At 35.6% G+C, this 24,762-nt stretch carries 32 protein-coding genes; 16 read left to right on the top strand and 16 right to left on the bottom strand.

Annotated elements, in window-relative coordinates:
• Positions 1-49: 49 nt before the first annotated feature.
• The 9 genes from aroQ to infA form a co-directional block, all read right to left on the bottom strand.
• Positions 50-466, bottom strand: coding sequence for a type II 3-dehydroquinate dehydratase (gene aroQ, locus FW778_RS16480; RefSeq protein ID WP_150415921.1), 417 nt, complete (start codon positions 464-466; stop codon positions 50-52).
• Between the two features lie 63 nt (positions 467-529).
• On the bottom strand, positions 530-1,636 hold the full coding sequence (carA, locus tag FW778_RS16475; protein WP_150415920.1) for a glutamine-hydrolyzing carbamoyl-phosphate synthase small subunit: 1,107 nt from the start codon (positions 1,634-1,636) through the stop codon (positions 530-532).
• A gap of 157 nt (positions 1,637-1,793) precedes the next feature.
• A complete protein-coding gene (gene rplQ / locus FW778_RS23825; protein WP_150415919.1) occupies positions 1,794-2,357 on the bottom strand; it encodes a 50S ribosomal protein L17 in 564 nt (187 codons plus the stop codon).
• Positions 2,358-2,454: 97 nt separating this feature from the next.
• Entirely contained in the window at positions 2,455-3,450 is a 996-nt protein-coding gene (locus FW778_RS16465) for a DNA-directed RNA polymerase subunit alpha (RefSeq protein ID WP_150415918.1), read from the bottom strand.
• A gap of 65 nt (positions 3,451-3,515) precedes the next feature.
• Positions 3,516-4,121, bottom strand: coding sequence for a 30S ribosomal protein S4 (rpsD, locus tag FW778_RS16460; protein ID WP_150415917.1), 606 nt, complete (start codon positions 4,119-4,121; stop codon positions 3,516-3,518).
• Between the two features lie 147 nt (positions 4,122-4,268).
• A complete protein-coding gene (gene rpsK / locus FW778_RS16455) occupies positions 4,269-4,682 on the bottom strand; it encodes a 30S ribosomal protein S11 (RefSeq protein ID WP_150415916.1) in 414 nt (137 codons plus the stop codon).
• Between the two features lie 140 nt (positions 4,683-4,822).
• Entirely contained in the window at positions 4,823-5,203 is a 381-nt protein-coding gene (rpsM, locus tag FW778_RS16450; protein WP_150415915.1) for a 30S ribosomal protein S13, read from the bottom strand.
• A gap of 55 nt (positions 5,204-5,258) precedes the next feature.
• Positions 5,259-5,375: a type B 50S ribosomal protein L36 gene (gene ykgO, locus FW778_RS16445; protein WP_083243899.1), complete on the bottom strand. Its 117-nt coding sequence runs from the start codon at positions 5,373-5,375 to the stop codon at positions 5,259-5,261.
• 29 nt (positions 5,376-5,404) lie between these two features.
• On the bottom strand, positions 5,405-5,623 hold the full coding sequence (infA, locus tag FW778_RS16440) for a translation initiation factor IF-1 (RefSeq protein WP_150415914.1): 219 nt from the start codon (positions 5,621-5,623) through the stop codon (positions 5,405-5,407).
• 90 nt (positions 5,624-5,713) lie between these two features.
• Here infA and FW778_RS16435 point away from each other — a divergent pair, with 90 nt between their 5' ends.
• Positions 5,714-6,394 (top strand): hypothetical protein, encoded by a 681-nt coding sequence (locus FW778_RS16435; protein WP_150415913.1) that lies wholly within the window; start codon positions 5,714-5,716, stop codon positions 6,392-6,394.
• Here FW778_RS16435 and FW778_RS16430 read toward each other — a convergent pair whose 3' ends face one another.
• Together FW778_RS16430 and FW778_RS16425 are read right to left on the bottom strand one after the other, a co-directional pair.
• Positions 6,395-6,799, bottom strand: a complete 405-nt coding sequence (locus FW778_RS16430) for a hypothetical protein (RefSeq protein ID WP_150415912.1) — start codon at positions 6,797-6,799, stop codon at positions 6,395-6,397.
• 122 nt (positions 6,800-6,921) lie between these two features.
• Positions 6,922-8,079 (bottom strand): homogentisate 1,2-dioxygenase, encoded by a 1,158-nt coding sequence (locus FW778_RS16425; RefSeq protein ID WP_150415911.1) that lies wholly within the window; start codon positions 8,077-8,079, stop codon positions 6,922-6,924.
• Positions 8,080-8,263: 184 nt separating this feature from the next.
• Between FW778_RS16425 and FW778_RS16420 the strand changes: the two genes are divergently transcribed.
• The gene (locus FW778_RS16420; RefSeq protein ID WP_150415910.1) at positions 8,264-8,752 is read left to right on the top strand and encodes a metallophosphoesterase family protein; all 489 of its coding nucleotides are present in this window, start codon (positions 8,264-8,266) and stop codon (positions 8,750-8,752) included.
• Positions 8,753-8,815: 63 nt separating this feature from the next.
• Here FW778_RS16420 and FW778_RS16415 read toward each other — a convergent pair whose 3' ends face one another.
• On the bottom strand, positions 8,816-9,913 hold the full coding sequence (locus tag FW778_RS16415; RefSeq protein ID WP_150415909.1) for a TolB family protein: 1,098 nt from the start codon (positions 9,911-9,913) through the stop codon (positions 8,816-8,818).
• Between the two features lie 96 nt (positions 9,914-10,009).
• Between FW778_RS16415 and FW778_RS16410 the strand changes: the two genes are divergently transcribed.
• Both FW778_RS16410 and rpe read left to right on the top strand, forming a co-directional pair.
• Complete coding sequence (locus FW778_RS16410) at positions 10,010-10,822, top strand: tetratricopeptide repeat protein (protein WP_150415908.1); 813 nt, start codon at positions 10,010-10,012, stop codon at positions 10,820-10,822.
• 32 nt (positions 10,823-10,854) lie between these two features.
• A complete protein-coding gene (gene rpe, locus FW778_RS16405; protein WP_150415907.1) occupies positions 10,855-11,499 on the top strand; it encodes a ribulose-phosphate 3-epimerase in 645 nt (214 codons plus the stop codon).
• Between the two features lie 19 nt (positions 11,500-11,518).
• Here the strand turns inward: rpe and FW778_RS16400 are convergent, their stop codons facing one another.
• A complete protein-coding gene (locus FW778_RS16400; RefSeq protein WP_150415906.1) occupies positions 11,519-12,361 on the bottom strand; it encodes a glycoside hydrolase family 30 protein in 843 nt (280 codons plus the stop codon).
• A 141-nt stretch (positions 12,362-12,502) separates the two neighbouring features.
• Between FW778_RS16400 and FW778_RS16395 the strand changes: the two genes are divergently transcribed.
• On the top strand, positions 12,503-15,001 hold the full coding sequence (locus FW778_RS16395) for a TonB-dependent receptor (protein ID WP_150415905.1): 2,499 nt from the start codon (positions 12,503-12,505) through the stop codon (positions 14,999-15,001).
• 59 nt (positions 15,002-15,060) lie between these two features.
• Positions 15,061-16,179, top strand: a complete 1,119-nt coding sequence (locus FW778_RS16390; protein ID WP_150415904.1) for a mandelate racemase/muconate lactonizing enzyme family protein — start codon at positions 15,061-15,063, stop codon at positions 16,177-16,179.
• Positions 16,180-16,210: 31 nt separating this feature from the next.
• Here the strand turns inward: FW778_RS16390 and FW778_RS16385 are convergent, their stop codons facing one another.
• Positions 16,211-16,690: a DoxX family protein gene (locus tag FW778_RS16385; RefSeq protein ID WP_150415903.1), complete on the bottom strand. Its 480-nt coding sequence runs from the start codon at positions 16,688-16,690 to the stop codon at positions 16,211-16,213.
• A gap of 243 nt (positions 16,691-16,933) precedes the next feature.
• On the opposite strand from FW778_RS16385, the gene FW778_RS16380 reads away from it, so the two are divergent.
• Positions 16,934-17,533, top strand: a complete 600-nt coding sequence (locus FW778_RS16380; protein ID WP_150415902.1) for an esterase-like activity of phytase family protein — start codon at positions 16,934-16,936, stop codon at positions 17,531-17,533.
• 204 nt (positions 17,534-17,737) lie between these two features.
• Here FW778_RS16380 and FW778_RS16375 read toward each other — a convergent pair whose 3' ends face one another.
• The gene (locus FW778_RS16375; protein WP_150415901.1) at positions 17,738-18,316 is read right to left on the bottom strand and encodes a c-type cytochrome; all 579 of its coding nucleotides are present in this window, start codon (positions 18,314-18,316) and stop codon (positions 17,738-17,740) included.
• A 193-nt stretch (positions 18,317-18,509) separates the two neighbouring features.
• Here FW778_RS16375 and FW778_RS16370 point away from each other — a divergent pair, with 193 nt between their 5' ends.
• The 7 genes from FW778_RS16370 to FW778_RS16340 all read left to right on the top strand — a co-directional run bounded on the left by FW778_RS16370 (position 18,510) and on the right by FW778_RS16340 (position 22,651).
• Entirely contained in the window at positions 18,510-19,484 is a 975-nt protein-coding gene (locus FW778_RS16370) for a PhoH family protein (protein WP_150415900.1), read from the top strand.
• Positions 19,481-20,173: a C40 family peptidase gene (locus FW778_RS16365; RefSeq protein WP_150415899.1), complete on the top strand. Its 693-nt coding sequence runs from the start codon at positions 19,481-19,483 to the stop codon at positions 20,171-20,173. Before FW778_RS16370 ends, FW778_RS16365 begins: the two co-directional genes overlap by 4 nt.
• 47 nt (positions 20,174-20,220) lie before the next feature.
• The gene (locus FW778_RS16360; protein WP_150415898.1) at positions 20,221-20,799 is read left to right on the top strand and encodes a nuclear transport factor 2 family protein; all 579 of its coding nucleotides are present in this window, start codon (positions 20,221-20,223) and stop codon (positions 20,797-20,799) included.
• 97 nt (positions 20,800-20,896) lie between these two features.
• Positions 20,897-21,301 (top strand): DUF4878 domain-containing protein, encoded by a 405-nt coding sequence (locus FW778_RS16355; RefSeq protein WP_150415897.1) that lies wholly within the window; start codon positions 20,897-20,899, stop codon positions 21,299-21,301.
• A 36-nt stretch (positions 21,302-21,337) separates the two neighbouring features.
• Positions 21,338-21,709, top strand: a complete 372-nt coding sequence (crcB, locus tag FW778_RS16350) for a fluoride efflux transporter CrcB (RefSeq protein WP_150415896.1) — start codon at positions 21,338-21,340, stop codon at positions 21,707-21,709.
• Between the two features lies 1 nt (position 21,710).
• Positions 21,711-22,061 carry a DUF190 domain-containing protein gene (locus FW778_RS16345; protein ID WP_150415895.1) on the top strand — a complete coding sequence of 117 codons (351 nt, stop codon included), beginning with the start codon at positions 21,711-21,713 and terminating at the stop codon, positions 22,059-22,061.
• Between the two features lie 50 nt (positions 22,062-22,111).
• Positions 22,112-22,651: an inorganic diphosphatase gene (locus FW778_RS16340; RefSeq protein ID WP_235906318.1), complete on the top strand. Its 540-nt coding sequence runs from the start codon at positions 22,112-22,114 to the stop codon at positions 22,649-22,651.
• Positions 22,652-22,656: 5 nt separating this feature from the next.
• On the opposite strand, the gene FW778_RS16335 is transcribed toward FW778_RS16340, so the two are convergent.
• A complete protein-coding gene (locus tag FW778_RS16335; protein WP_150415893.1) occupies positions 22,657-23,427 on the bottom strand; it encodes a C40 family peptidase in 771 nt (256 codons plus the stop codon).
• 13 nt (positions 23,428-23,440) lie between these two features.
• On the opposite strand from FW778_RS16335, the gene FW778_RS16330 reads away from it, so the two are divergent.
• Together FW778_RS16330 and FW778_RS16325 are read left to right on the top strand one after the other, a co-directional pair.
• Positions 23,441-24,067 (top strand): RNA polymerase sigma factor, encoded by a 627-nt coding sequence (locus FW778_RS16330; protein ID WP_150415892.1) that lies wholly within the window; start codon positions 23,441-23,443, stop codon positions 24,065-24,067.
• 73 nt (positions 24,068-24,140) lie between these two features.
• The gene (locus FW778_RS16325) at positions 24,141-24,557 is read left to right on the top strand and encodes a hypothetical protein (protein WP_150415891.1); all 417 of its coding nucleotides are present in this window, start codon (positions 24,141-24,143) and stop codon (positions 24,555-24,557) included.
• The last annotated feature ends 205 nt before the right edge of the window (positions 24,558-24,762 follow it).

Genomic DNA, 24,762 nt, shown 5'->3' with positions numbered 1-24,762 from the left:
CATTATTAATGCCATAAGTTGACTAACGTAAAATATGATAATGATACCTTTAATTCAAAAAAGATTCAACAGCCAGCAAATACCCTTTCAATCCAAATCCAAAAATTGTTCCGGCACATTTAGCAGAAATATGAGAGTATTTTCTGAATTCTTCTCTTGCTTCAATATTTGAAATATGAACTTCAACAACAGGTATTTTTACCGCCGCAACTGCATCGCCAATTGCAATTGAAGTATGCGTGTATGCGCCTGCATTTAAAATAATACCATCCATTTTTTGTGCGGCACTTTGTATTTCGTTTATTAATTCACCTTCTACATTACTTTGAAAATAATCGAAATCGATCCTCTCATATTTCTTCCTCAACTTCTCAAAATAATGTTCAAAAGTTTCCCCGCCATATATATCTGTCTCCCTTGTACCGATCAAATTGAGATTAGGCCCGTTTATGATTGCTATTTTCATAACACAAATTTTATACAAGAATTTTATTACAAGAGTTAACGAATTAACCAGTCAACCAATTACCTACCTATCCATTATCATTCCAAAAAATTCGTCAAATAAATACCTGCTATCATGCGGGCCAGGTGTAGATTCCGGGTGATACTGAACAGAGAAAGCAGGCCTGTCTTTTAAGCGAATGCCTTCAATTGAATTATCATCAAGATTAATATGCGTGATTTCAATATTTTTTGATGCTCTCACTGCATCTGCGTCTACGCCAAAGCCGTGATTCTGGGTTGTTATTTCACATTTACCGGTAATTATATTTTTCACCGGGTGGTTTAATCCCCTGTGGCCGTGATGCATTTTAAAAGTTGGAATATCATTTGCCAATGCCAGCAATTGTTGTCCAAGGCAAATTCCAAATAAAGGTTTTTTTGATTGAAGAATATCTTTAATAGTCTTTACTGCATAATGTAAAGGCTCAGGATCGCCCGGTCCATTGCTTATAAAATAACCATCCGGTGAAAATTTTTCAAGTTCTTTAAATTCTGTATTCGCATTAAATACTTTTAGGTAAGCGCCTCTTTCCACCATACAATTCAAAATATTCTTTTTGATACCAAAATCAAGGACAGCGATACGAACTTTACTTGTTTCATCCCCTGCTGTATAAGTTTCTTTTGTAGAAACAGTAGAAGCAAGGTCGAGTCCATTCATAGAAGGAACTTCAGTCAACATCTTTTTTAGTTCCTCAATATTATTATTATCGCTGGATATAATGCAGTTCATCGCACCCTGCTGACGTATATGTATAACCAATGCACGGGTATCTATTCCATCAATGGCAACAATATTTTGTTTAACGAAATATTCCTGCAAAGAATTATTGGCAGCAAACCTGGAATATTGCTGTTCTAAATTTCGTCCGATAACACCCTTAACTTTTACTGAGTCGCTTTCGACATCTGCATCTTTAACTCCGTAATTGCCTATATGCACATTATTCATGATAATAACCTGGCCATAATAACTGGGATCAGTAAACACTTCCTGGTAACCGGTCATTCCTGTATTAAAACAAATTTCACCAGTGGTGCTACCAATCATTCCAAATGATTTTCCGTGAAAAATATTTCCGTCTTCTAAAATTAAAACTGCGGGCTGTGGGGAATTTGATTCAGACATGAAAAAGGTTTTGCAAAGAAAAGAAAATGTGAGCAAAAAAATCAAGCATAATAATTTTATTTGCTAACAATTGAAATAATTATGATTTGATTATTAAAAAAAATGTCCCGCTAAACGGGACACTTCAAAAATTACTTATGCTAAAATCAATTAGAATTTACTGAGCGTCTTCTACCGCTGATTCTGAAGTATCATCCTGTTTATTCGACTCGCTTTTTGCTTTAGGTTCTTCAACAACTTCAGCTTTGGTGGTTTCAACTGTTTCCTTCGCAGCACTTTCTGAACCGGCTTTTTTGCGTCCACCTGCTCTTCTTGTTCTTTTTGCAGTACCCGCAGTTTCGCCTTTTCCTTTACCATAGATTTCGTTGTAATCTACCAATTCAATCATAGCAAGTTCTGCGTTATCTCCTACTCTTTTTCCCAACTTAATAACGCGGGTATAACCACCAGGCCTGGACGCAATCTTAGCGCTAATAACATCGAACAATTCTTTCACCGCATCTTTGTCCTGCAAATGACTAAAAACAATTCTACGCTGGTGTGTAGTATTATCTTTTGATTTGGTGATTAGAGGCTCAACATATGGACGCAATGCTTTTGCCTTTGCCAATGTTGTTACTATTTTCTTATGCTGAAATAGCTGGCAGGCGAGGTTGCTGAGCAAAGCCTTTCTATGGCTTGCTGTTCTACTTAAATTATTTCCTTTATCTCCGTGACGCATGACTGTTTGTTTTATAGGTTATACCGTGTCAGGAATTATAACCTTTGTTATAAATGAAGAATGCTGAATCTTTGACATTCAGCATTCAAATAATGTATTACTCGTCGTCTAATTTCAACTTGCTAAGGTCCATTCCAAAACCAAGTCCTCTTTCGTTCAACACCTGCTCAATTTCACTTAAAGATTTTTGTCCAAAGTTTCTGAATTTCATCAGGTCTTCCTGTTCGTACTGAACCAGTTCGCTTAATGAATTAATTTTCGCAGCTTTCAAACAATTGAATGCTCTTACAGAAAGATCCAAATCTTCCAATGGAGTTTTCAATACTTTGCGAAGTTGTAAAGTTTGCTCATCAACCAGATCTTCTTTCTTCTCTTCTTTGCTGTCGAAAGTTATATTTTCATCGGTGATGATCATCAGATGTTGAATTAAAATTCTTGATGCCTGCTTCACCGCTTCTTCAGGATGAATTGTACCATCTGTTACAACGTCCATCACTAATTTTTCAAAATCTGTTCTTTGTTCAACCCTCGTATTTTCGATGCTATACTTTACATTTTTAATGGGAGTATAAATTGAATCAACAGGAATATAACCAAAATGAGAACTTTTTTCCCTGTTATCTTCTGCAGGAACATATCCGCGGCCTTTGCCAATTGTAATTTCAATTTCAAGCTTTGCAGAAGTATCCATGGTACAAATAAGTAAATCGGGGTTCATTACCTGGTAAGAGGGAGAAGCATCTCCAATCATACCGGCAGTAAATTCTGATTTATTTTTTAATGAAAGACTAATTTTCTCTGTACCTGCATCCTGGTCAACTTTCTTTTTAAAGCGAACCTGTTTCAGGTTAAGAATAATTTCTGTAACGTCTTCGGTAACGCCTTTAATTGTTGCAAATTCGTGATCTGCCCCTGCGATATTAATTCCAACTATTGCATAACCTTCTAATGAATTAAGCAATACCCTGCGCAAAGCATTGCCAATGGTTACACCATAGCCTGGTTCTAACGGACGAAATTCGAATTGTGCTTCAAAATCATTACTTTTTTGGAGAACGATTTTGTCTGGCTTTACAAAATTTAAAATGGCCATTTTTTATTTTGTTTTGATTTGATTTAATTATTTGATCTGTTTTTCCTACTCGTTATCACAACTTATTACTTGCTGTACAATTCCACTATAAGTTGTTCCTTAATATTTTCTGGAACACTTTCTCTTTCGGGGTAAGTTATAAAAGTTCCTTTCATCGAGCCTTCGCTCCATTCAATCCAATTAAACTTTGGATTTTTGGGCCTGAGGTTTCCGGTGATAGAAGTATTATCAGCAGACTTATCTTTTAGGCCGATAATATCACCAGGATTGAGAGAGTACGATGGAATATTCACTACCTGGTTGTTGACAGTGATGTGTTTATGAGAAACCAACTGCCTTGCAGCCTGGCGGCTTGGAGCAATTCCCATGCGGTAAACTGTGTTGTCCAAACGAGCCTCCAATAGTTTAATAAGATTTTCACCCGTTACACCCTTCCTGCGTGAAGCCTCAGTAAATGTATTGCGGAATTGCTTTTCCAATACACCATAAGTGTATTTTGCTTTTTGCTTTTCGCGAAGCTGTAAAGCATATTCTCCAAGGCTTTTACGCTTACGGGCTGCGCCGTGCATTCCGGGAGGGTTGCTGTTTTTTGTTAACCACTTTCCATTACCTGTAATGGGCTCTCCAAATATCCTGGAGATTTTTGTTTTTGGTCCTGTGTACCGAGCCATAATTTATATATTGATTTTTTAGTGTCGGTATATCATCATTAAAAATCAAAAATTAATGATACACCCGGTTATTAAAATATGTGCGACGTTTGATGTTTGATAGGTGATGTGATACATCATACATCAAACATCGTACATCATATACTGTTATACTCTTCTCTTCTTAGGAGGCCTGCAACCATTGTGTGGTAAAGGAGTCACGTCTTTAATCATAACCACTTCAAGGCCGGATTGTGAAAGAGACCTGATAGCACCTTCACGGCCTGAACCTGGTCCTTTTACAAATACATCAACCCTTTTCAAACCTGCATCCAATGCAACTTTTGCTGCGTCTGAAGCCGCCATTTGCGCTGCGTAGGGGGTATTCTTTTTAGAACCCCTGAAGCCCATTTTACCCGCAGATGACCATGAAATTACCTGGCCTTGTTTGTTGGTTAAACTAATAATAATGTTGTTGAAACTTGCTACGATGTGAGCATCCCCGAATGGATCAACTTTTACAATTCTTTTTTTAGATGATGTTTTAGCATTCGAAGCTTTTGCGTTTGTTGCTTTTGCCATAATTGTATTAAATAGGTAATCTTTAAAAATTTTCCTGATCTTACCAGGATCGAACCACCCTCCTTCCGGCTTTTAGTTATCCGGGTTTAGTTCGAAAAAACAAGCCTTATAAAAAATTTCTTTGCAGAAATTAATATTAATTATTTCTTAGGCGCTTTCTTTTTACCGGCCACGGTTTTGCGTTTTCCTTTACGGGTACGGCTGTTGGTGCGGGTACGTTGCCCACGCAATGGTAAACCTTTACGATGCCTTAAACCACGATAGCAAGCAATATCAAGCAATCGCTTAATGTTGGTTTGAACTTCACTTCTTAATGCACCTTCTGTTTTAAATTCACCACTAATTACATTACGGATAGAGGTCTGCTCTTCATCATTCCATTCATTCACTTTCTTATCGTGATTAACATTTGCCTTATCTAAAATGTAACGGGCGGTAGAACGGCCTATTCCATATATATATGTAAGACCAATTTCTCCCCTTTTGTTTTTTGGTAAATCAATACCGGCAATACGAGCCATACTAATCTGTAATTTTTAATTTTGAATTATTTGTCATCCCAAGCCTATTAAAAGATTATCCCTGTCTCTGCTTAAAGCGGGGATTTTTTTTGTTGATTACGTACAATCTTCCTTTTCTCCTCACGATCTTACAATCAACACTTCTTTTTTTTATTGATGCCCTTACTTTCATGACTATTTAGTTATTTGCTTTTAATACCCTTATTTATACCTGAATATGATGCGGCCTCTTGATAAATCGTAAGGACTCATTTCCACTCCTACCTTGTCTCCCGGCAAAATTCTTATGTAATGCATACGCATTTTACCCGAAATGGTAGCCAAAATCTCGTGTCCGTTTTCAAGCTTAACCCTGAACATCGCATTGGATAAGGCTTCCAGGATTGTACCGTCTTGTTTAATGAGTGCTTGTTTGGCCATATTGATTTTGGGAGCGCAAAGATAAGTTTAAATATTTTAATTTTACAAAAAAAGGCTTAATATTACATCAAGTCTACAAAAATCCTCTATATGAAACTAAAAAACTTACTATTTCCAGCTATTATTTTGATTTTCTTTTCCTGCAAAAAAACCACGGACACACCTACTCCATCAAGGCAGGACACTTACGTAAACGCCGACGCAGGCAGTACATGGCATTATCACCAGGCCGATTCTTCAGGAAATACACCGGTTAATACTGATTACACAATTACTTCCACTACAAAAGACAGTTCGATAAGCGGAAAAACATACCATGTGTACAATGTATCTAACGGTAATAACCAATATCTTAACATCTCCGGAAATGACTATTATCAATATGATTCGCTGCCTGCCGGGCTTGGCACGACGGCATTTGAAAGACTTTACCTGAAAGATAATATGAATGTGGGAACTGGTTGGTCTCAAACGCTTTCTGTAACTGTACCGGGAATACCGATTCCTGTTCCTGTTACACTTAACTATCAAATAGCTGAAAAAGGCGTTTCAAGAACCGTAAACAGCCAAAACTATTCAGATGTTATACACGTCACCGCTACTATCTCATCCACACTTATTCCTTCTGCCGACCTTACTACCAGCATAAATAGCTATTATGCAAAAAAGTATGGATTAATTGAGAATAGTACGCTCGTTAGCCTTAATTACTTAGGGGTTGTTGCTAATGTGAACGTGCAAACAAAGATTGTAAGCGCCAGTCTTTTATAACTAAATGATCTCATCAGTTAAATGCACCTTAGTCATTTCAAGATAATGGTTTTGCAACTGGTGAACAGAAATTGGCTGAGTCATAATTCTTTTTTCATCTCTATACCATATTTCAAAATTTGAAAAATTATCCTGTTGAGGAGTTTGAATTCTAAAAGCCCCTTTCATATATTTCACTGTGCCATCGTCGTTCACATGTTTTTTAAATTTTAATTTCATTAATTGATTTTCATCAAGCGGCAGCGGGTACAAATCTTCACTTTTAAACCAAAAGTCCTGAACCCCGTTGTATACACTTATTTCTTTCTCGTCGTGGTTAAAATCGGTTACTTCGCCTTCCCAGGCCTGCCCATCACTTTCGGCAAGTACATAGTCTCCGGCTTTTAAATCGTGGAATTTTATCATACTATATTTTTTTATTGCTCAATTTAGGTAAAATTAAAATTATTTTCCTGTTCGATTATTGATAGAGAATTCTATAACCTGGTTTTCTAAAGTAATGTAACTGTTAACTAATTAGCTAAACCCTACTCCGCCCAACTCATTACATAATTTGCATCTTCAATTTCAAGCGCCTGTTTTGTTAATTGCAAGGGATGAAAAGTATCAACCATTACAGCAAGTTCTTTCGTCTCTTTCATGCCAATGCTTTTCTCAACAGCGCCGGGGTGCGGCCCGTGCGGAATTCCCCCAGGGTGCAATGTTATCATGCCTCTTGTAACATGTTTCCTGCTCATAAAGTCTCCATCAACGTAATACAATAATTCATCACTATCAATATTGCTGTGGTTGTAGGGGGCAGGAATTGATTCAGGATGGTAATCGTACATCCTGGGAACAAAAGAACAAACAACAAAATTATGCGCTTCAAACGTAAGGTGCACGGGCGGCGGCTGGTGTACACGGCCGGTAATTGGCTCAAAATCATGAATAGAGAAAGCAAAGGGATAACAACAACCATCCCAGCCAATAACATCAAAAGGATGATGCAGGTAATGAATACCATACATCATTCCGCTTTTTTTGGTCATAATCAGAAAGTCACCTTTCATGTCAAAAGTTTGCAAATTCTCCGGCTGGCGGATATCTCTTTCGCAATAGGGGGAATTTTCAAGCAATTGGCCGTAATTGCTCAAATATTTCTTAGGGTAACGTACAGGGCTAAACGATTCTACAATAAAGAGGCGGTTATTTTTCGTATCAAATTGAATCTGGCAAATAGAACCTCTTGGAATTACCAGGTAATCACCATACGAAAAACTTAACTCACCATATTGAGTTTTTAATTTTCCACTTCCCTCATGGACAAAAATAATTTCATCTGCATCTGCATTTTTATAGAAATATTTTTCCATACTCTTTGCAGGCGCGGCCAGTGAAATATGGCAATCGTTATTTACCAATACCGGCTTACGGCTTTTTAAATAATCATTTTCAGCTTTTATATTAAATCCCTGGAAACTACGGTGCTGCAGCATTTTCTCTTCTGCAATCTCGGGCATTACAGAATATGGCTTATCCGTTTTTATAATTTGTGTTGGCGGATGTGTGTGATAAAGCAATGAAGAATCTGAAGAAAAACCTTCGGTTGAAAATAGTTGTTCTGAATATAATGCTCCATCCGGCTTACGAAACTGTGTATGGCGTTTATGGGGAATTGAGCCTGATTTATGGTAGTGTGGCATGCTTAGTTAATTAGTTTAATAGTGAATTAGTTAATTAAGAAAATAGGTTAACTAAACCCCTTGCATAAGGCCAGCAAAAGAAAAAAATACTTCCAGGTTCTTTTATCAATATAATAAGTAAAGTTGCGAAAGAAAAGCATTGGCAATTATTTGCTTTGTAAATTTACGCCTTATATAGAACATCTTGACTAAGATCGGATTAATATCAGATACACATAATTTCCTTGATCCATCCGTTTTGGAACATTTCAAAGATTGCGATGAAATATGGCATGCGGGTGATTTTGGAACATCAGTGATTGCAGATCAACTTAAATCTCTTAAACCACTTCGCGGCGTTTATGGAAATATAGACGGCTATGATATAAGAAGCGTTTACCCTGAACAGTTAGTCTTCATGTGTGAAGGAGTAAAAGTGATGATGCGGCATATCGGGGGTTATCCGCCGCGTTATAACGCAGAGACCAAAAAAGAAATTTTAATTCATCACCCGCAACTGTTTATAAGCGGACACTCTCATATTCTAAAGATTATGTACGATGAAAAACTAAGTTGCTTACACATGAATCCAGGTGCAGCAGGTAAGCAGGGATGGCACAAAATTAAAACCATCATCAGGTTTGCGATAGATGGAAAGGATATTAAAGATTGTGAGGTAATTGAATTAAACTAATGTGTTTACTACGCAATAATATTTTTTATTGTTAATGCAGCAAATCTTTAAACTTATCACTCTTCATTCCACCCAATCAGCAATAAAAACATTAGTATCGTGGCCGCCACCATTATTACGGTTACTGCTGAAAAGAATTTTTTTACCATCACGGCTAAACATAGGGAATGCATCGAAACCTTTATCCCTGCTTATTTTCTCGAGTCCCTGTCCATTTATATCCGTTATATACATATTAAAGGGAAAACCTCTTGCATACTCATGATTGCTGCAAAAAATAATATGCTTTCCGTCCGGAGTAAAGTTGGGAGCCCAATTAGCTTTATCAAGAAATGTAATTTGATGCGCATCACTTCCGTCAGCATTAGCAACATATACCTCCATTGAAGTAGGCGCCACCAGGCTTTGCGATAACAAATTTTTATAATCCTCGATTTCTTCTTTTGTTTTGGGCCTGCTGGCACGCCAAACAATTTTTGTTCCATCAGGGCTAAACCAGGCACCGCCATCATAACCAAGCGTATTGGTTATTTGCTTTATATTTTTCCCATCTAAATCCATTGTATATAAATCAAGATCACCATTACGCATAGACGTAAATATAATTTTATCACCTTTGGGCGAAACGGTTGCTTCTGCATCGTAACCTTTTGTATGAGTAAGCTGTTGAATAATATTGCCGTTAGTATCTCCTTTAAAAATATCAAAGCTTTCATACACCGGCCAGATATATCTTTTCATTTTTTCTTTATCAGGAACAGGTGGACAATCATTGGAAGCAAGATGAGTTGATGCATACAAAATATGTTTTCCATCGGGATAAAAATAAGAACAGGTTGTTCGACCTTTACCAGTGCTCACCAATTTTGGAGTAAATGGCTCATCTGCTTTTTCAGGAATCTTTCCCATCCAAATCTGGTCGCACATAATACCATTTTTTGGATCTGTTCGCTGAAAGATCACATACTTTCCATCAAAACTAAAATATGCTTCTGCATTATCACCTCCAAACGTAAGCTGGCGAGGGTTTTTAAAATGATGCTCTTCCGGATATTGAAGCGTATCAGATTTATAAATTGACGGTTCACGCAAATCATTTTTGTGTTGAAAACAAAAACCAAGGGAAAACAAACTTATTAATGAAATGAAAATTTTCATCATACTATCTTTTAAAAATGCATTGCAATTTAGCCAAACTTTATATTTGCAATTCTATCCGCGGGAAATAATGAATGTTCAGTAGAGTAAATTTGCGAAATGATGAAAACGATTTTAAAGATTGCCTGTGGCACTATCCTCACCATAATTATTTCATGTAACAATAACTCTAATGACAAAGTTCAAGCTGACCTCTCCGGAAGCTCAAAGGAATCTTTAAAAAATGCAATAAAGAAATACCCTGATTCTCTTTTATTAATACAGGATTTAATTGAAGCATACAGGAATGAAGGTTCTTATGATTCTGCGTTAACGCTTACTGATGACCAGATAAAAAAAGACAGCAATAATGCTTATCTATGGAACATGAAAGCCACTTTGCATTTTGAAAATGATGATACACTCAATGCAATAAATTCTTTGGAACATGCTGTAGATATTTATCCAATGCCGGAATATCTTGTGGCACTCGGAACTATTTATGCTGAGGTAAAAAACCCAAAATCATTAATTATTGCAGATGGATTATTAAAAGTAAACAGGGTAAAATCCGGCGCCGATGCAATGTTTGTAAAAGGATTATATTATAGTTACAATAATGATAAGACTAAAGCCATTAATTATTTTGACAGCAGTCTCCACATGGATTTCACTTATATGTTTTCTTATCGTGAAAAAGCCATTGCTTTGTACGATTTAGAAAAATATGAAGAAGCTTTAGAAGTTTTAAAAAGAGCTGTGACGGTTCAAAATAATTTTGATGAAGGATATTACTGGATGGGAAGATGTTATGAAAAACTTGGCAAAAAAGATGATGCCATTCAAAGCTACCAGACTGCGCTTTTATATGATAAAAATTTTATTGAAGCCCGGGAAGCCTTGAATAAACTCCAGGGAAAAACTAATAATTGATATTTAAACTCATAATTCTTAATTTATAATAAATGATACTTGCTCCATCGATTTTAGCTGCTGATTTTTTACACCTGGCCGATGCCTGTAAAATAGTTAATGAAAGCGAAGCTGACTGGTTTCATCTTGACGTTATGGATGGAAGGTTCGTCCCGAATATCAGTTATGGGATGAATGTAATTAAACAACTAAAAAAAGTTGGAACAAAATTTTTTGACGTACACCTAATGATTTTAGAACCTGAAAAATATGCAGATGAATTTAAAGATGCCGGTGCCGATGGACTAACGGTTCACCTGGAAGCGTGCCCGAATTTGCATCGCAATATTCAGCAGATAAAATCTTTGGGCATGAAAGCCGGTGTGGCTATTAATCCTCATTCTCCTATTATTCTTCTTAACGATATTATTGCTGATATTGATTTGGTAAACCTTATGAGTGTAAACCCGGGGTTTGGTGCACAATCATTCATTCCTTATTCAATTCAAAAAATTAAAGACTTAAAAAAATTAATTACAGAATCCGGTTCTTCTGCAAAAATTGAAATTGACGGTGGTGTATCGTTACAAAATGCAAAGGAAATTTTAAATGCGGGTGCTGATGTATTGGTTGCAGGAAATGCAATTTTTAATTCTGTTGATCCTAAAGAAACAATAAAGAAATTTAAGATGCTTTAGAGCCACTCACAACTCAAACCTACATTTTATCGTGTATCTGTTTTAAAACATTGGCAGTTTGTTTTAGCCAATTCGTTTGCGTGGTATCCCAGTCGTATTTTTTTGTTGTAACTGCGTCTTCCATCATTTGCCTTGCCTGCAACGCCTGTTCTTTAGAATAAAAACAGTTGATCCATTTCTTATCAAGGTTTTTTTCTGAAAGAACAAAAATGCCGCCCTGGTACCATTTAAAACATGTGGGCAACCCAACAAAATCTATCTCTTTATTATCGCTTTCAGCATTGCCCAAAAAAAGATATTCGTAAAACTGAACACATCCTTTCAACCTTTCTTTTAACTCCTGTTCACTTTCGCTTTTAGAAGGTTTAATTCTCCATAAGCTGTTTATTTTATTAAAAGGATTTAATGAAGCATCCGGCCAGAATACCCGGTTTCCTTCTACAAATAGAATGGTTGTATGATCCTTCTCAACTCTCCTAACCTGCATCGTATCGCCCTGCACACGTTGAATGGTATAGACTGCTTTTTTTCCATCATCAAATTGCGCATCAATCTCTTTACCCTTAAAAATGAATTTGCCATAACGCATCGCGGCTTTTGGGTTTTCAAGAAACGTTGAGTCTGTCATAAATATGATGCCCGGATAATTTATAACGTCTTCTTCCTTATCATCATAAAGGTCCCTGAACGTGGGGTTTTCAGCATCAGTAACTTCCCAATATTGACAAAGCCTATGAAAAGGATCCTTAAAAACGAGAGGTTTATCATCCACAATTCTTTCATCTTTGCGTTCCTGTTGCATAGAGCAGCTAACGGGTACCAAAGAAATAAAAAACCAAAAAATAATATGTGTCTTTCTCATTTTTCAAAAATAATAAAATTGAAACGGAACTTTGGTTGCGTTTGAAATTTTATACCCGTACTAAAGTTGTTAACCATCGCAGCAATTTGAAATGTATATGATCGTTATAAGATATAATGCATAAAATATTATCTTCACTTTATGAGAATAGCGGTTTCCTTTATCCTTGTATTTATGGCGCTTTCGGGGTTTTCGCAAAAGAAGGCTGCTTATGTATCAGGGAAAGTAATTGATGAAAATGAAAATCCTTTACCGGGTGTTAGTATTACAATACTGGGAAAAGAAAAAGGCATTGTTACTTCCGATTCCGGAACCTACCGTATAAAAGTTCCCGCCGAAAAAGCTTTTGCATTAATATTTTCCTTTACAGGCTACAGGGATGAACAAAAGAATTTTTACCTGAGTGAGAGTGAAGAAGAGCAACTAACGGTAAAGCTTGACCGAAGTGGAAAAACATTACAGGCAGTTATAATAAATAATCAGAAGGAAAGAACAGAAACAGGTCTTGTAAAGATAAATCCTAAAAGCACCACTACTTTGCCAAGTGCTACAGGAGGCGTTGAAGCTCTTATAAAAATATTGGTTGGAAGCAATAATGAGCTTACATCACAATATTCTGTCCGTGGTGGTAATTACGATGAAAATCTTATTTACATAAATGATTTTGAAATTTATCGCCCATTCCTTGTAAGCAATGCACAGCAGGAAGGATTAAGTTTTATAAATCCTGAGCTTGCAAAAAACATTAGTTTTTATAACGGTGGATTCCAGGCAAAGTATGGCGATAAAATAAGCAGCGTACTCGATATTCAATACAAAAAACCAACTACATTTGGCGGCTCGGCTTACGTAAGTCTTTTAGAACAGGGATTTCATTTTGAAGGGTCTTCAAAAAATCAAAAGCTTACCTGGTTGTTTGGAGTTCGCAGTAAAACCAATAAAGATTTATTAAGCAGCCAGGAAGTAAAAGGGAATTATGTTCCATCTGCTTTAGACCTCCAGGCATTTATTACTTATAAACTTTCCAATAAATTACAACTTGAGTTACTTGGGATTCTTTCAGGTTCAAAGTTTACTTTAATCCCTGAATCTGCTCAAAAATCCACGGCAGTTTTCTCCCCTTTATTTACAGCAGACCTTGCACTTAATATATTTTTCGATGGACAGGAGAAAGATAATTATAATACAAATCTTGTTGGTTTAAGCCTCAATCAAGTGGTAAATAAAAGAGTAAAATTAAAATGGATGGCGAGCCATTACGGAGATAATGAAAAAGAAAATTATGATATCACAGGCGCCTATTTTTTTGGCGAAAGGGATTTTGATAAAACGAGTTCAAGTTACGGCCAGATTGTAAATCCGCTTGGCGCCGGCGTATATCAAAACTACGCACGCAATTCACTAAACATTGATGTTTACAACATAAGCCATAAAGGAAATTTTGATATAGGAAAACATTTTATACAATGGGGAGCAGGAGTTGATCATACAATTATTCGTGAAAAATTGAATGAATGGGAATACCAGGACAGTGCAGAATATTCGTTGCCCTATAATCCGAATGTTCTAAATCTAAGCCGTGTATTAAAATCTTCAACAAATCTTTCTATTGATAAATATAGCGGTTACGTTCAGGACAATATTCGATTAGGCGATTCCGTTAGAGATGTCACTCTGCAGGTAGGCGCCCGCTTCAATTACAATTCATTGAATCACGAGTTCCTTGTTAGTCCCAGGGCACAGCTCAGTTATAAACCTAACTGGAAAAAAGATATCGTTCTTAAAGCCGCAGCCGGAATATATGACCAGCCACCATTTTATCGTGAAATGAGAAGATATGATGGAACTGTAAACACCGCATTAAAAAGCCAGAAAAGTGCACAGTTTGTTGCCGGATTCGATTACAATCTTTCTTCAGGTGACCGGCCCATGCGCATAACTACAGAAGCATATTATAAATCGCTTACTGATGTGGATGTTTATGATATTGACAATGTAAGAATTCAATATTACGGAAACAATAATGCAAAAGCTTATGCTACCGGAATTGAAACCCGCATCTTTACTGATCTGGTAAAAGACGCTGAAAGCTGGTTTAGTATTGGATTAAGCAGCACTAAAGAAAATCTTAATAATGACTTTTATTATACTTATAAAAATGCTGCCGGTGAAATTATAACGTCTCAAGCGACAGACCAGGTTGTTGCCGACAGCTTAAAGAATAACGTGGGTTATGTAAGAAGGCCGACTGATAGGTTACTAACGCTTGGGCTCTTTTTACAGGATTATTTAAGCACCAATAAAAATTTTAGAGTGCATCTTAACCTGATTTACGGAAGCAATATGCCTTATAATATTCCTAACAATGTGAGGTATCGCAATGCGTTGATTATTGAGCCATACATAAGAGCTGATATTGGTTTTAGCGCTTTATTGCTCAGTGAAAAATCATTGCGCCGCAGCCACTCCCCTTTTCGCAGTTTTGATAATATCTGGGCGAGCCTTGAAGTATTTAATTTAATTGATCGTGCAAATACCATCTCTTATCAATTAATAAAAGATTTTGCAAACGATACATTCAGCATTCCAAATCGGTTAACGCCAAGGCTTATTAATTTTAAATTGCTGGCAAGGTTTTAAATGATAATCCTTGGCACATATTCATTAAAATAAATTAAGATTTTTAAACCAGAAGATAAATGACAGCTCACGATTTGCAAATAACCCAAATTGAATTATACAAATTATTTATTCCTTTAAAAGAGCCCTTTGTTATTTCACTGGGGCCAATTTATAACGCAGAAAATATTATAGCAGTTATCCGGACAAACATTGGCATTAGCGGCTTTGGAGAATGCAGCCCTTTCATGACTATTAACGGAGAAACACAATCTACTTGTTTCTCAGTAGGTGAAATTCTTGCCAAAAAACTAAAGGGAAAGAATCCATTGAATATTGAAGATTGTATGAACATGATGGACAAAACCATTTATGGTAACCACAGCATTAAAAGTGCATTTGATATCGCCTTATACGATATTGCCTCGCAACATACGGGAGTGCCGTTATATAAATTTTTGGGTGGCAAAAAAGACAAAAAATTAATTACAGATTATACAGTAAGTATTGGTAATCCTGAGAAAATGGCAAGCGATGCGTTAAAGATAAAAAAAGCAGGTTACCAGGTTATAAAAGTAAAATTGGGAGAAAGTAAAGAAACTGATGTTGCAAGAATAAAAGCAATAAGAAAAGCAATTGGAGGAAAAATACCAATTCGCATAGATGCCAACCAGGGATGGGATGCGAAGACAGCTATAAAAGTTTTACAGGCTTTGAAAGATTATAATATACAATATTGCGAAGAGCCAATACCACGCTGGGATTATCTTAATCTTAAAAAAGTAAAAAAGAAAAGCCCTATACCAATTATGGCTGATGAAAGTTGTTGCGATCACCACGATGCTGAACGATTGATTCAATTGCGTTCATGTGATATGTTTAATTTAAAGTTGGGGAAATCATCCGGCTTATTAAAAGCAAAAAAAATAATTGCATTGGCTGAAAAAGAAAATATGAAAATGCAGGTTGGGGGTTTTATGGAATCAAAAATTGCAATGACCGCAAATGCACACCTGGCATTAAGCAGCAAAAATATTTTGTATTGCGATTTTGATACTCCGCTTATGTTTGCAGAAGATCCCGTGAGTGGCGGAATTATTTACAAAGAAAATGGGATTATCGATGTGCCTGAAACCGTAGGGCTTGGCGCATGGATAGCAAAAGAAAGATTAGAAAAATTAGAAAAAATAATTGTTTGATCTTAAGTCTTTTCCATCGGAATAACATTCACTATTTAAAAAACTTTTTTGTATTACCATCCTCTGAGCCGGCTTTGTAATAACTTCTAAAATATTCATCCGCGGATAAGACACCGCTCCCTTTTATTGCAAAAAGAACCAGCAGAACCAGCACGACCGCGGAAAGAATAAGTTGTGACGTACTTTGATTAAGCCCGTGTTTTGTATTCACAAAGAATACTGCGCCAATAAGAATGGGTATTTGCACAATGCAGGAGGTTTTAGTAAAAAGGCCGACCGTAATAAACAAGCCACCTAATAAATTTATATAAGTAATCAGGAAAGCAATCCACTCAGAGTTTTTATCAACAACACCTATTGCCATTCTTTGCAGCATTAAATGCAGGTCTGATGAATCGCGAATAAAAGAAATTCCTTTCCAAAAAAGAATGAGGCCTAATGCGATTCTAACAATAGTAAGCCACCGGGGTTGAGTAATACTTGTTTTTTCTGTTATATCAGTGTCTTCCATAACTTTAGATTTTAAATGATAAACGAAAGAACTGTTACAGTTTTATGAATACTGTATATCCTAAAATTAGCAATTATTGTTTTCATTTACAAAGGCTCATTTTATTGTAAAGTTTCTCCAAATTTGCGTTTCAATAATAATTTATGAAGTTGTATTTGCGTGTTTCACGTTTGTATGGACCAATGAAGGTGAGCGCATTGCAAAGCCGGGAAAATTAGTTCTGGAAGATCCATCTGAAACTGAATAAATGCTGATGGAAATTATTTGGATACCTTTCAATTACCGCCGCAATTGCATATGCAATCCAATAAATCAGGCGCAAGAAAAAATAGCGTTTTCGAAGGTGTAACTTTCTCAGAAAATTATAAAGCACTATTTGCAAGCGTGGAAGAACCGCTATACGTTGATGGCTCACGGGCAGGGTTAAACGATTCTACGGGCATTACAAGAATCCTTAAATTTGATATGGATACCAAAAAGCCCATAGCACAATATGCATACATTCTCGATCCTGTTACTTTTGCTCCAACACCATTAAATGCATTTAGAATTAACGGCATTCCGGATCTTCTTGCGCTAAATAAAAATAAATTTTTAGTTATTGAGTTCTCCTACTCTACCGGCAGGCTTGCGTTTACCATTAAAGTTTTCATTGCAGATGTTTCTTCCGCAGAAAATGTTCAAGAACTTTCTTCTCTAAAAAATAAACCGGAGTTGAAAACAGTTTCAAAAAAGCTATTATTAAATATGGATAAACTGGGAATTTATATTGATAATGTTGAAGGTCACTTTTGGAACAACACTGCCCAACGGCAAAATATCTTTATTATTTGTTGCCGATAATAATTTTAATCCTCTTGAAAAAACACGCGTTCTGTTATTTGAAATTGAATAAAATATTTTTAATCTCCAGGCAAAACCTTTCAATTTATAGTCCTTCAAATTTTATTAAAAGTCCGATAAGAGGAATTATTACCCGGCAAAAAATTTCTCCCGGGTAAACGGAACGGAGTTTACTATGAACAAAATGTCGGTTACAAAACGGTACTATTTATTATCCGCTGGCTTCTGTTGTTGTTCCGCAGGTTTTGGACCTTCCGGGCGTGGAGGTAGTTTTGATTCAGGATGAGGATCTCCTTTATGGCAAGTATAGCAAGTTACAGATTGTAACATATATTTTGAATCGCCTTCCATCATTTTATGATCCATGTTACTCATATCATGAACCATATTACTCATATCATGAACCATATCTTTATGCATACTGCTGTCCATGTTTTTCATATCATGGTCCATGTCGTGATCCATATCATGCTCCATCCCTTTGAAATAATTTTTATTAATGTCTATCGCCATTAACATCATTTTACGCGCGATATTTTTTTCAGGTTTATCATCGCTTGCAAAATCCATTTTTCTTTCGCTTTCATTTCTTACATGGCAAAAATTGCATTTTACTCCCAGCGCTGCAGTAAAGTGATGCATCACACTATCGAGATCATGTCCTGAAATATCTTTAGGAAGTATTTGTAAATTTTTAAAGTGTGGCTCCCGCGACGTTGTAAATGCCTGGAAAATAATTACACTTATAACACAAGTAAGAATTACTAAAAAGCTTTTTTTCATTTTGTTGAATTTATCACCGAAAATATTGAAAATTTAAACATTGAAAGAAATCTATTATTTTTAAAGGGCATTATATTAACTTATTTAACTTTTTCAACTTAATGTTAATAAGTAATTTAGTAAAGATGCTTATCAGAATTTTATATTTGAATAAGTGCAGCATTTTTTTTTTAAAATTAAAACGTAAACCCGATTGACTGAAACAATAATTAACCTCGAAACAGTAAACCCTATTGAATTCTTTGGAGTTAACAATGGAAAACTCGATATTTTAAAAAAGAAATTTCCCCGTCTCAAAATTCTCAGCCGTGGTACGCAAATAAAGTTGAGTGGAGCACCTGAGCAAATTGAAGATGCGAGAGATAAAATAAATCTTGCAGTGCAATATCTCGAACGAAATGGCCACATGACGGAAAATTACCTGGAACAGATACTTGGCGGTGATGATGAGAAAACCATTGATAATTTTATCGAAAGAAATCCTAACGACATTTTGGTTTTTGGCCCCAATGGAAAAACGGTTCGAGCACGAACAGCCAATCAAAAACTGATGGTGAGTTCTGTTGATAAAAATGATATAGTATTTGCTATCGGCCCTGCTGGTACTGGTAAAACGTATACCGCCGTTGCGCTTGCAGTGAGAGCGCTTAAAAATAAGCAAGTAAAAAAAATAATCTTAACAAGACCCGCAGTAGAAGCAGGAGAAAATCTTGGATTTCTTCCCGGCGATCTTAAGGAAAAAATTGATCCGTATTTAAGGCCTCTTTACGATGCGCTTGATGATATGATACCTGCTGATAAGCTGGGATATTATATGACAACACGAACTATTGAGATTGCCCCGCTTGCGTATATGCGTGGCCGTACGCTCGACAATGCCTTTATAATCTTAGATGAAGCGCAGAACTCTACCGACCTTCAACTTAAAATGTTTCTTACCAGGATTGGTGCAAATGCAAAAGCAATCATCACGGGCGATGTTACACAAATCGATCTTCCTCCCAAAATAAAAAGCGGCTTAGAAAAATCTGCGAGAATTCTAAAAAATATTGACGGCATCGGCCATATTGAGCTTGACGAAGAAGATGTTGTAAGACATAAGCTGGTAAAAGCAATTATAAAAGCTTACGACAAAGAAAAAATAAAAGAAATGGAAGATAATAGATGAATTTCATTTTAAAAAGAATAAATAATGAAAGGTGGCTATTATGCTGCCTTTTATTTTTTGTTTTCGCCTGCAACTCAAAAAAAGATTATACCAGTTTCACCACTACAAAAATTGATTCCATAGCAGATGAACAAAAAATCAATGAGGCATTAGACAGTATTTATCAGTATAAAAAAATGGTAAAGACGGGAGACCTTGTTGTAAGAACAGGTAAAGATTTTACAAGCGAAACAATGCGGTTGCTTTCCACAAAAGATAAAACCTATTCCCATTGCGGCATTGCCAGTATTGAGCACGATTCACTTTTCGTTTATCATTCTATTGGCGGTGAATGGAATCCCGATGAAAAATTAAGAAAAGACCCGTTTGAAATATTTTGCAATCCTTATGAGAACAGGGGTTTTGGAATCTTCAGATACAAGATAACGCCGGGTGAGAAAATATCTCTCGTCCATTTTATTCATAAGCTTTATAACAAAAAAATAATGTTCGATATGCAGTTCAATCTTGCTTCTGATGATAGAATGTATTGCTCCGAATTTGTTTACAAAGTCATAGAACATGCCAGTAATAATAAAATTGTTTTGCCAACAACCACCATAAATAATATAAAATTTATTGCACTTGATAATCTTTTTATAAACCCTTTTTGCGCTCAGATAAAACGGGTTACCTACGCCCGGCAATAAGTGTCTTTTCTAAATAACTATTACATTTGCCGATAAACAAAACATTTATGAAGAAAATTATTTTAGCAGCTTTAACTGTAAGCATTATAATTTTAGCAGGCTGTAAATCGGGCGGGGGTAATCCTAAAATGGTTCTCTCAAGCTTTTTTGATGCAATGCTGAAAAAAGATTTTACTACTGTAAAAAAACTATCCACCAAGGATAGCGAAAGTATGTTGGGTATGATGCAAATGGCAATGCAACAAATGCCTGATACCTCCCAGACCATGAAGTTCAACAGGGATAACCTGGAGATGGGCGATGCGGTTATTAACGGTGATATGGCAACGGTTCCTGTTAAAGAAAAAAAATCAGGGGAAACCACAGACTTTACTTTAAAGAAAGAGGGTGGTGATTGGAAAGTAGCATTCGATAAATCTACCTTAATGGGTATGGCCCAGAAAAAAATGAAAGAGCATGGAATGGGTGGAATGATGAACCGTGGAATGAATGATTCTCTAAATAATATCAACGGTGGTTCAATGCCAAATATGGATTCTGTTTCGAAGGAAGAGATGCAGCAGGCACACAAAATGATGGATAGCGCCAACAAGATGCTTAACGAAGCAAAAGAAAATGCAAAGTAATTTTTGTTACATATTCATTTTAATATTACACTCCTTTTACGGGGTGTTTTTTATTTACATTCGAAAGATAATTACCTTAGTTTTTTAAACTACCCAAATGAACAAATTAATAATTGGAATACTGGCTATAATTTTTACAATTTTAGCTTGTAAACATTCTGCAGAAGTAAGTAAAAGAGATCCGCTTGAATCTGGCAGGGGATTTATAGAGTCGTCTTTAAAGGGCGATTATGATGAAGCTCAAAAATACCTGCTGCAGGATAGCATAAATATGCAATATTTTGAAGGCCTTAAAGATTTCAACAGCAAAAGAAGTGACGTTGAAAAAGAAGGTTACAAAAACGCAAATATTCTTATTGATTCAACACAGCAATTATCGGATTCAGTTACCATTATAACCTATTCAAACACTTATAAAAATAAACCATCAAGATTAAAAATGGTTAAAAAGAATAATGAATGGCTTGTTGATTTTAAATATACTTTCAACAGTAATATGTAATGCCGTTTTTTGAATTAAAACAATAAACCGGAATTGATGAAAATAATTTTACTGATTGGTATCGGAAGCTTTATAGGTGGCATCTCCAGGTACCTGCTCTCTTTATTTATACAAAATAAATTTCTCTCTACGTTTCCCTTTGGAACGCTGGGTGTAAACATTATGGCTTGCTTTCTCATAGGCATTGTTTTTGGCCTTAGCGAACGAGGCAATTTCAATATGGAATGGCGATTGTTTCTTGCAACAGGATTTTTGGGAGGTTTCAGTACGTTTTCTTCGTTTTCAATGGAGACCGTCGGGTTACTTCGCGACGGGCAGATGTGGCAGGCATTTACTTATATAATGTCCAGCATGGTGATCTGCCTGTTGGCAACCTTTATAGGTATTTCGTTAATAAAACTTTTGTAAGATGGAGAATAATGAAAATGCAAAATTGCTGAGGATTTTTGTTGGAGAATCAGATAAAGCCGGACATCAGCCGTTGTATGAAGCCATTGTTTTTGAAGCAAAAAAACAATCTCTTTCAGGTGCAACTGTTACGAGAGGAATTATGGGTTTTGGCGCTAACAGCAAAGTTCACACAACGAAGCTTTTTGAAATTTCTGTTGATTTACCTTTAATTATTGAAATAGTTGATGCCGAAGACAAAATAAGGGGGTTTATTAAAACGGTTGAAGATTTATTTGAGCAAACAAAGTCGGGAGGATTAATTACATTAGAGAAAGCAGAAATTATAAGATACAGGGCAGGAAAAAAATAAGTTAAAAAGTTAGTTGGTTTAATAGTTAATCAAAAAAAATTAAAATAATTATGTACGTATTACATCCATGGCATGGCGCTCATTATGGAGCAGAAGCCCCTCAGTTAGTAAATGCACTTATTGAAATTCCGCAAGGGTCAAAATCGAAATATGAAATTGATAAAAAAACCGGCTTGCTAAAACTCGACAGGGTAATTTATTCTTCATTTCATTACCCGGTTAACTATGGATTTATTCCGCAAACATTGGGGCAGGATGCTGATCCGCTTGATATATTGGTGATGTGTTCAGAATCTATACAACCTTTATGTCTGGTAGAAGCTTACGTTATTGGCAATATGCAGATGATTGATGGCGGATTGATTGATGACAAAATTATAGCTGTTGCGGCAAAAGATCCCGGCGTTAATTATATAAAAACTATGTATGATGTGCCACAGCACTTTATAAAAGTCCTTAAAAATTATTTTGAACAGTATAAGGTTTTGGAAAATAAAAAAGTAGAGATTAATGACTTTCAAACAAAGGAAAAAGCTTTCGAAATTATTAATGAATCAATAGAATTTTATAAACAGAAATTTCCGGGATAAATTTTTTAGAAATATCTTTTTATTATACGAAGTTGATGTGTTCTTTGTTTTGTATCAAAATTTAAAATTCCCTGCGTATCAATTTTATCAATCCTCACTTTACCGGATGAATGAATAATTTCATGGTCGTTAAGTAAGATGCCCACATGAACGATATTACCCGCGTCGTTATCAAAAAAAGCAAGATCACCGCAATGCGCTTCCTGTAAAAAATTTATCACCGTTCCTTGTTCAGCCTGTTGCCATGCATCCCGGGGCAGTTTTACATTTAAAAATTTATAAGTCATTTGTGCGAAGCCACTGCAATCAATTCCAAATACTGATTTCCCCCCCCATAAATAAGAAGTATTTAAAAACTTATAGGCCACCTGCTTAATAATTTTGTTGGTAATTTTTATTTCATCAGGGTTCCAGATTTCTCCTTTAAACTGGACTGAATTTTTTCTCCAGAAAGCCTTTCCGTTTTTAAAAGCAGAAAGTGAGCTTCCCAATGGAACAAACATCCGGTGCCCGTTATAGTCTACTTCATTTACCCAGCCGGCTGTAAGGTCTTTGTCAATATTCGTATAATGCTCTTCGTCAATTTCTGCTAGGTGGCTAAGCTGGCACCATCCCTGGTAGCCATCATATTTTAAAATAATTTTTGCCCAGTTATCAATAGCTGTTTCTATAACAACAGATTTTTCGCCGAATAAATGCTGTGTAACCATTTCTGATTTGTGGGAAGGCTCTGCTCTTAAAGGGCTTACGGGAACACAACAAACAGTGTATTGCATACAGAATTATAAAATGTTTATTTCAAATGTAAATTATGGAAATTATTTATGTTTACATCTCATTAAGAAAAACACAAAGCAGTTGAAGTCACAAAGCTACAACGATACTGACGATAGTGAACTGCTGCAAAATTTTTATAACGACCGTGATAATAAATGGCTCGGAATTTTGCTCCCACGTTATACGCTTTTGCTCCTTGGTGTATGCATGAAATATTTAAAAAATGAGGAAGATGCCAAAGATTGTGTTCAACAGATTTTTATAAAAATTATTAACGAGTTGCATAAATATAAGGTTGATTATTTCAAGAGCTGGATATACGTGATAGCAAAAAATCACTGCCTCATGAAACTCAGAGATAAAGGAAAACTTACTGCAGAACTTAATGAAAAAATGACAAGTGTACCAGATGAAACTGAAGAGAAAAATTCATTAATAGAAAAAGATGTTCTTTTAAATAAAATGATGAATGCTATTAAACGTCTAAACAGCGAGCAAAAAGAATGTGTAAGTTTGTTTTACCTGCAAAAAAAATCCTATGCTGAAATTGCAGACATAACAGGATTTACGATGCTGCAGGTAAAAAGCCATATTCAAAATGGCAAAAGAAATTTAAGATTGATGATGGAAAATAATTAACTAATGATGAATATTAATATGAAACATTAACAAACAAAAATATCGTACATCGAACGTCGTAAATCGCACATAAATGGATGATGAATTATTAAACATATTATCAAATAGTAATAAAGACATAGACAATCAAAAGCTAATGGATTACGTGAGCGATAAATTGTCGCAGCAGGAAAAACATGAATTTGAAAAAAATATCGCTGATTCCGAAATGCTCAACGATGTGGTTGAAGGCCTTGAAAAATTCAAAAATAAAAAAGAAGTTTCAGCTTTGGTTGAACAACTTAATGTTAGCCTGAAAAAGCAACTTGAAAAAAAGAAAGCAAAAAAATTAAAAAGAGAAATTAAAAACCTGAACTGGTTATATTTTTCAATCATTCTTATTCTTATAATTATTTTGATCGGATTTATTCTTATAAAAAAGCATTTGGAGAGTGAGCGAGATCAAATAAAAATTCCTGCAAAAAAAGAAACAACAATTATTATTAAGTAACCTAACGGACGCCTTTATATCGTAAACGATTTTTTCATTAAATATATTATCAGCTGTTGTGACATTAGTTTTGGCTATCCTTCTAAAAAAATGAGCTGTGTTAACGGTAAATAAATTACCACGCACAAAAAACCCATTCTTTCGAATGGGCGCTTGTTCACACTCTCTAAAAAACCACTGATAACACTTATTAGAAAAATAAAAT

Source organism: Ginsengibacter hankyongi (assembly GCF_008710285.1).
Taxonomy (GTDB): domain Bacteria; phylum Bacteroidota; class Bacteroidia; order Chitinophagales; family Chitinophagaceae; genus Ginsengibacter; species Ginsengibacter hankyongi.
Note: the sequence above shows the minus strand (reverse complement) of the source record. Positions and strands in the feature narration are given on the sequence as shown.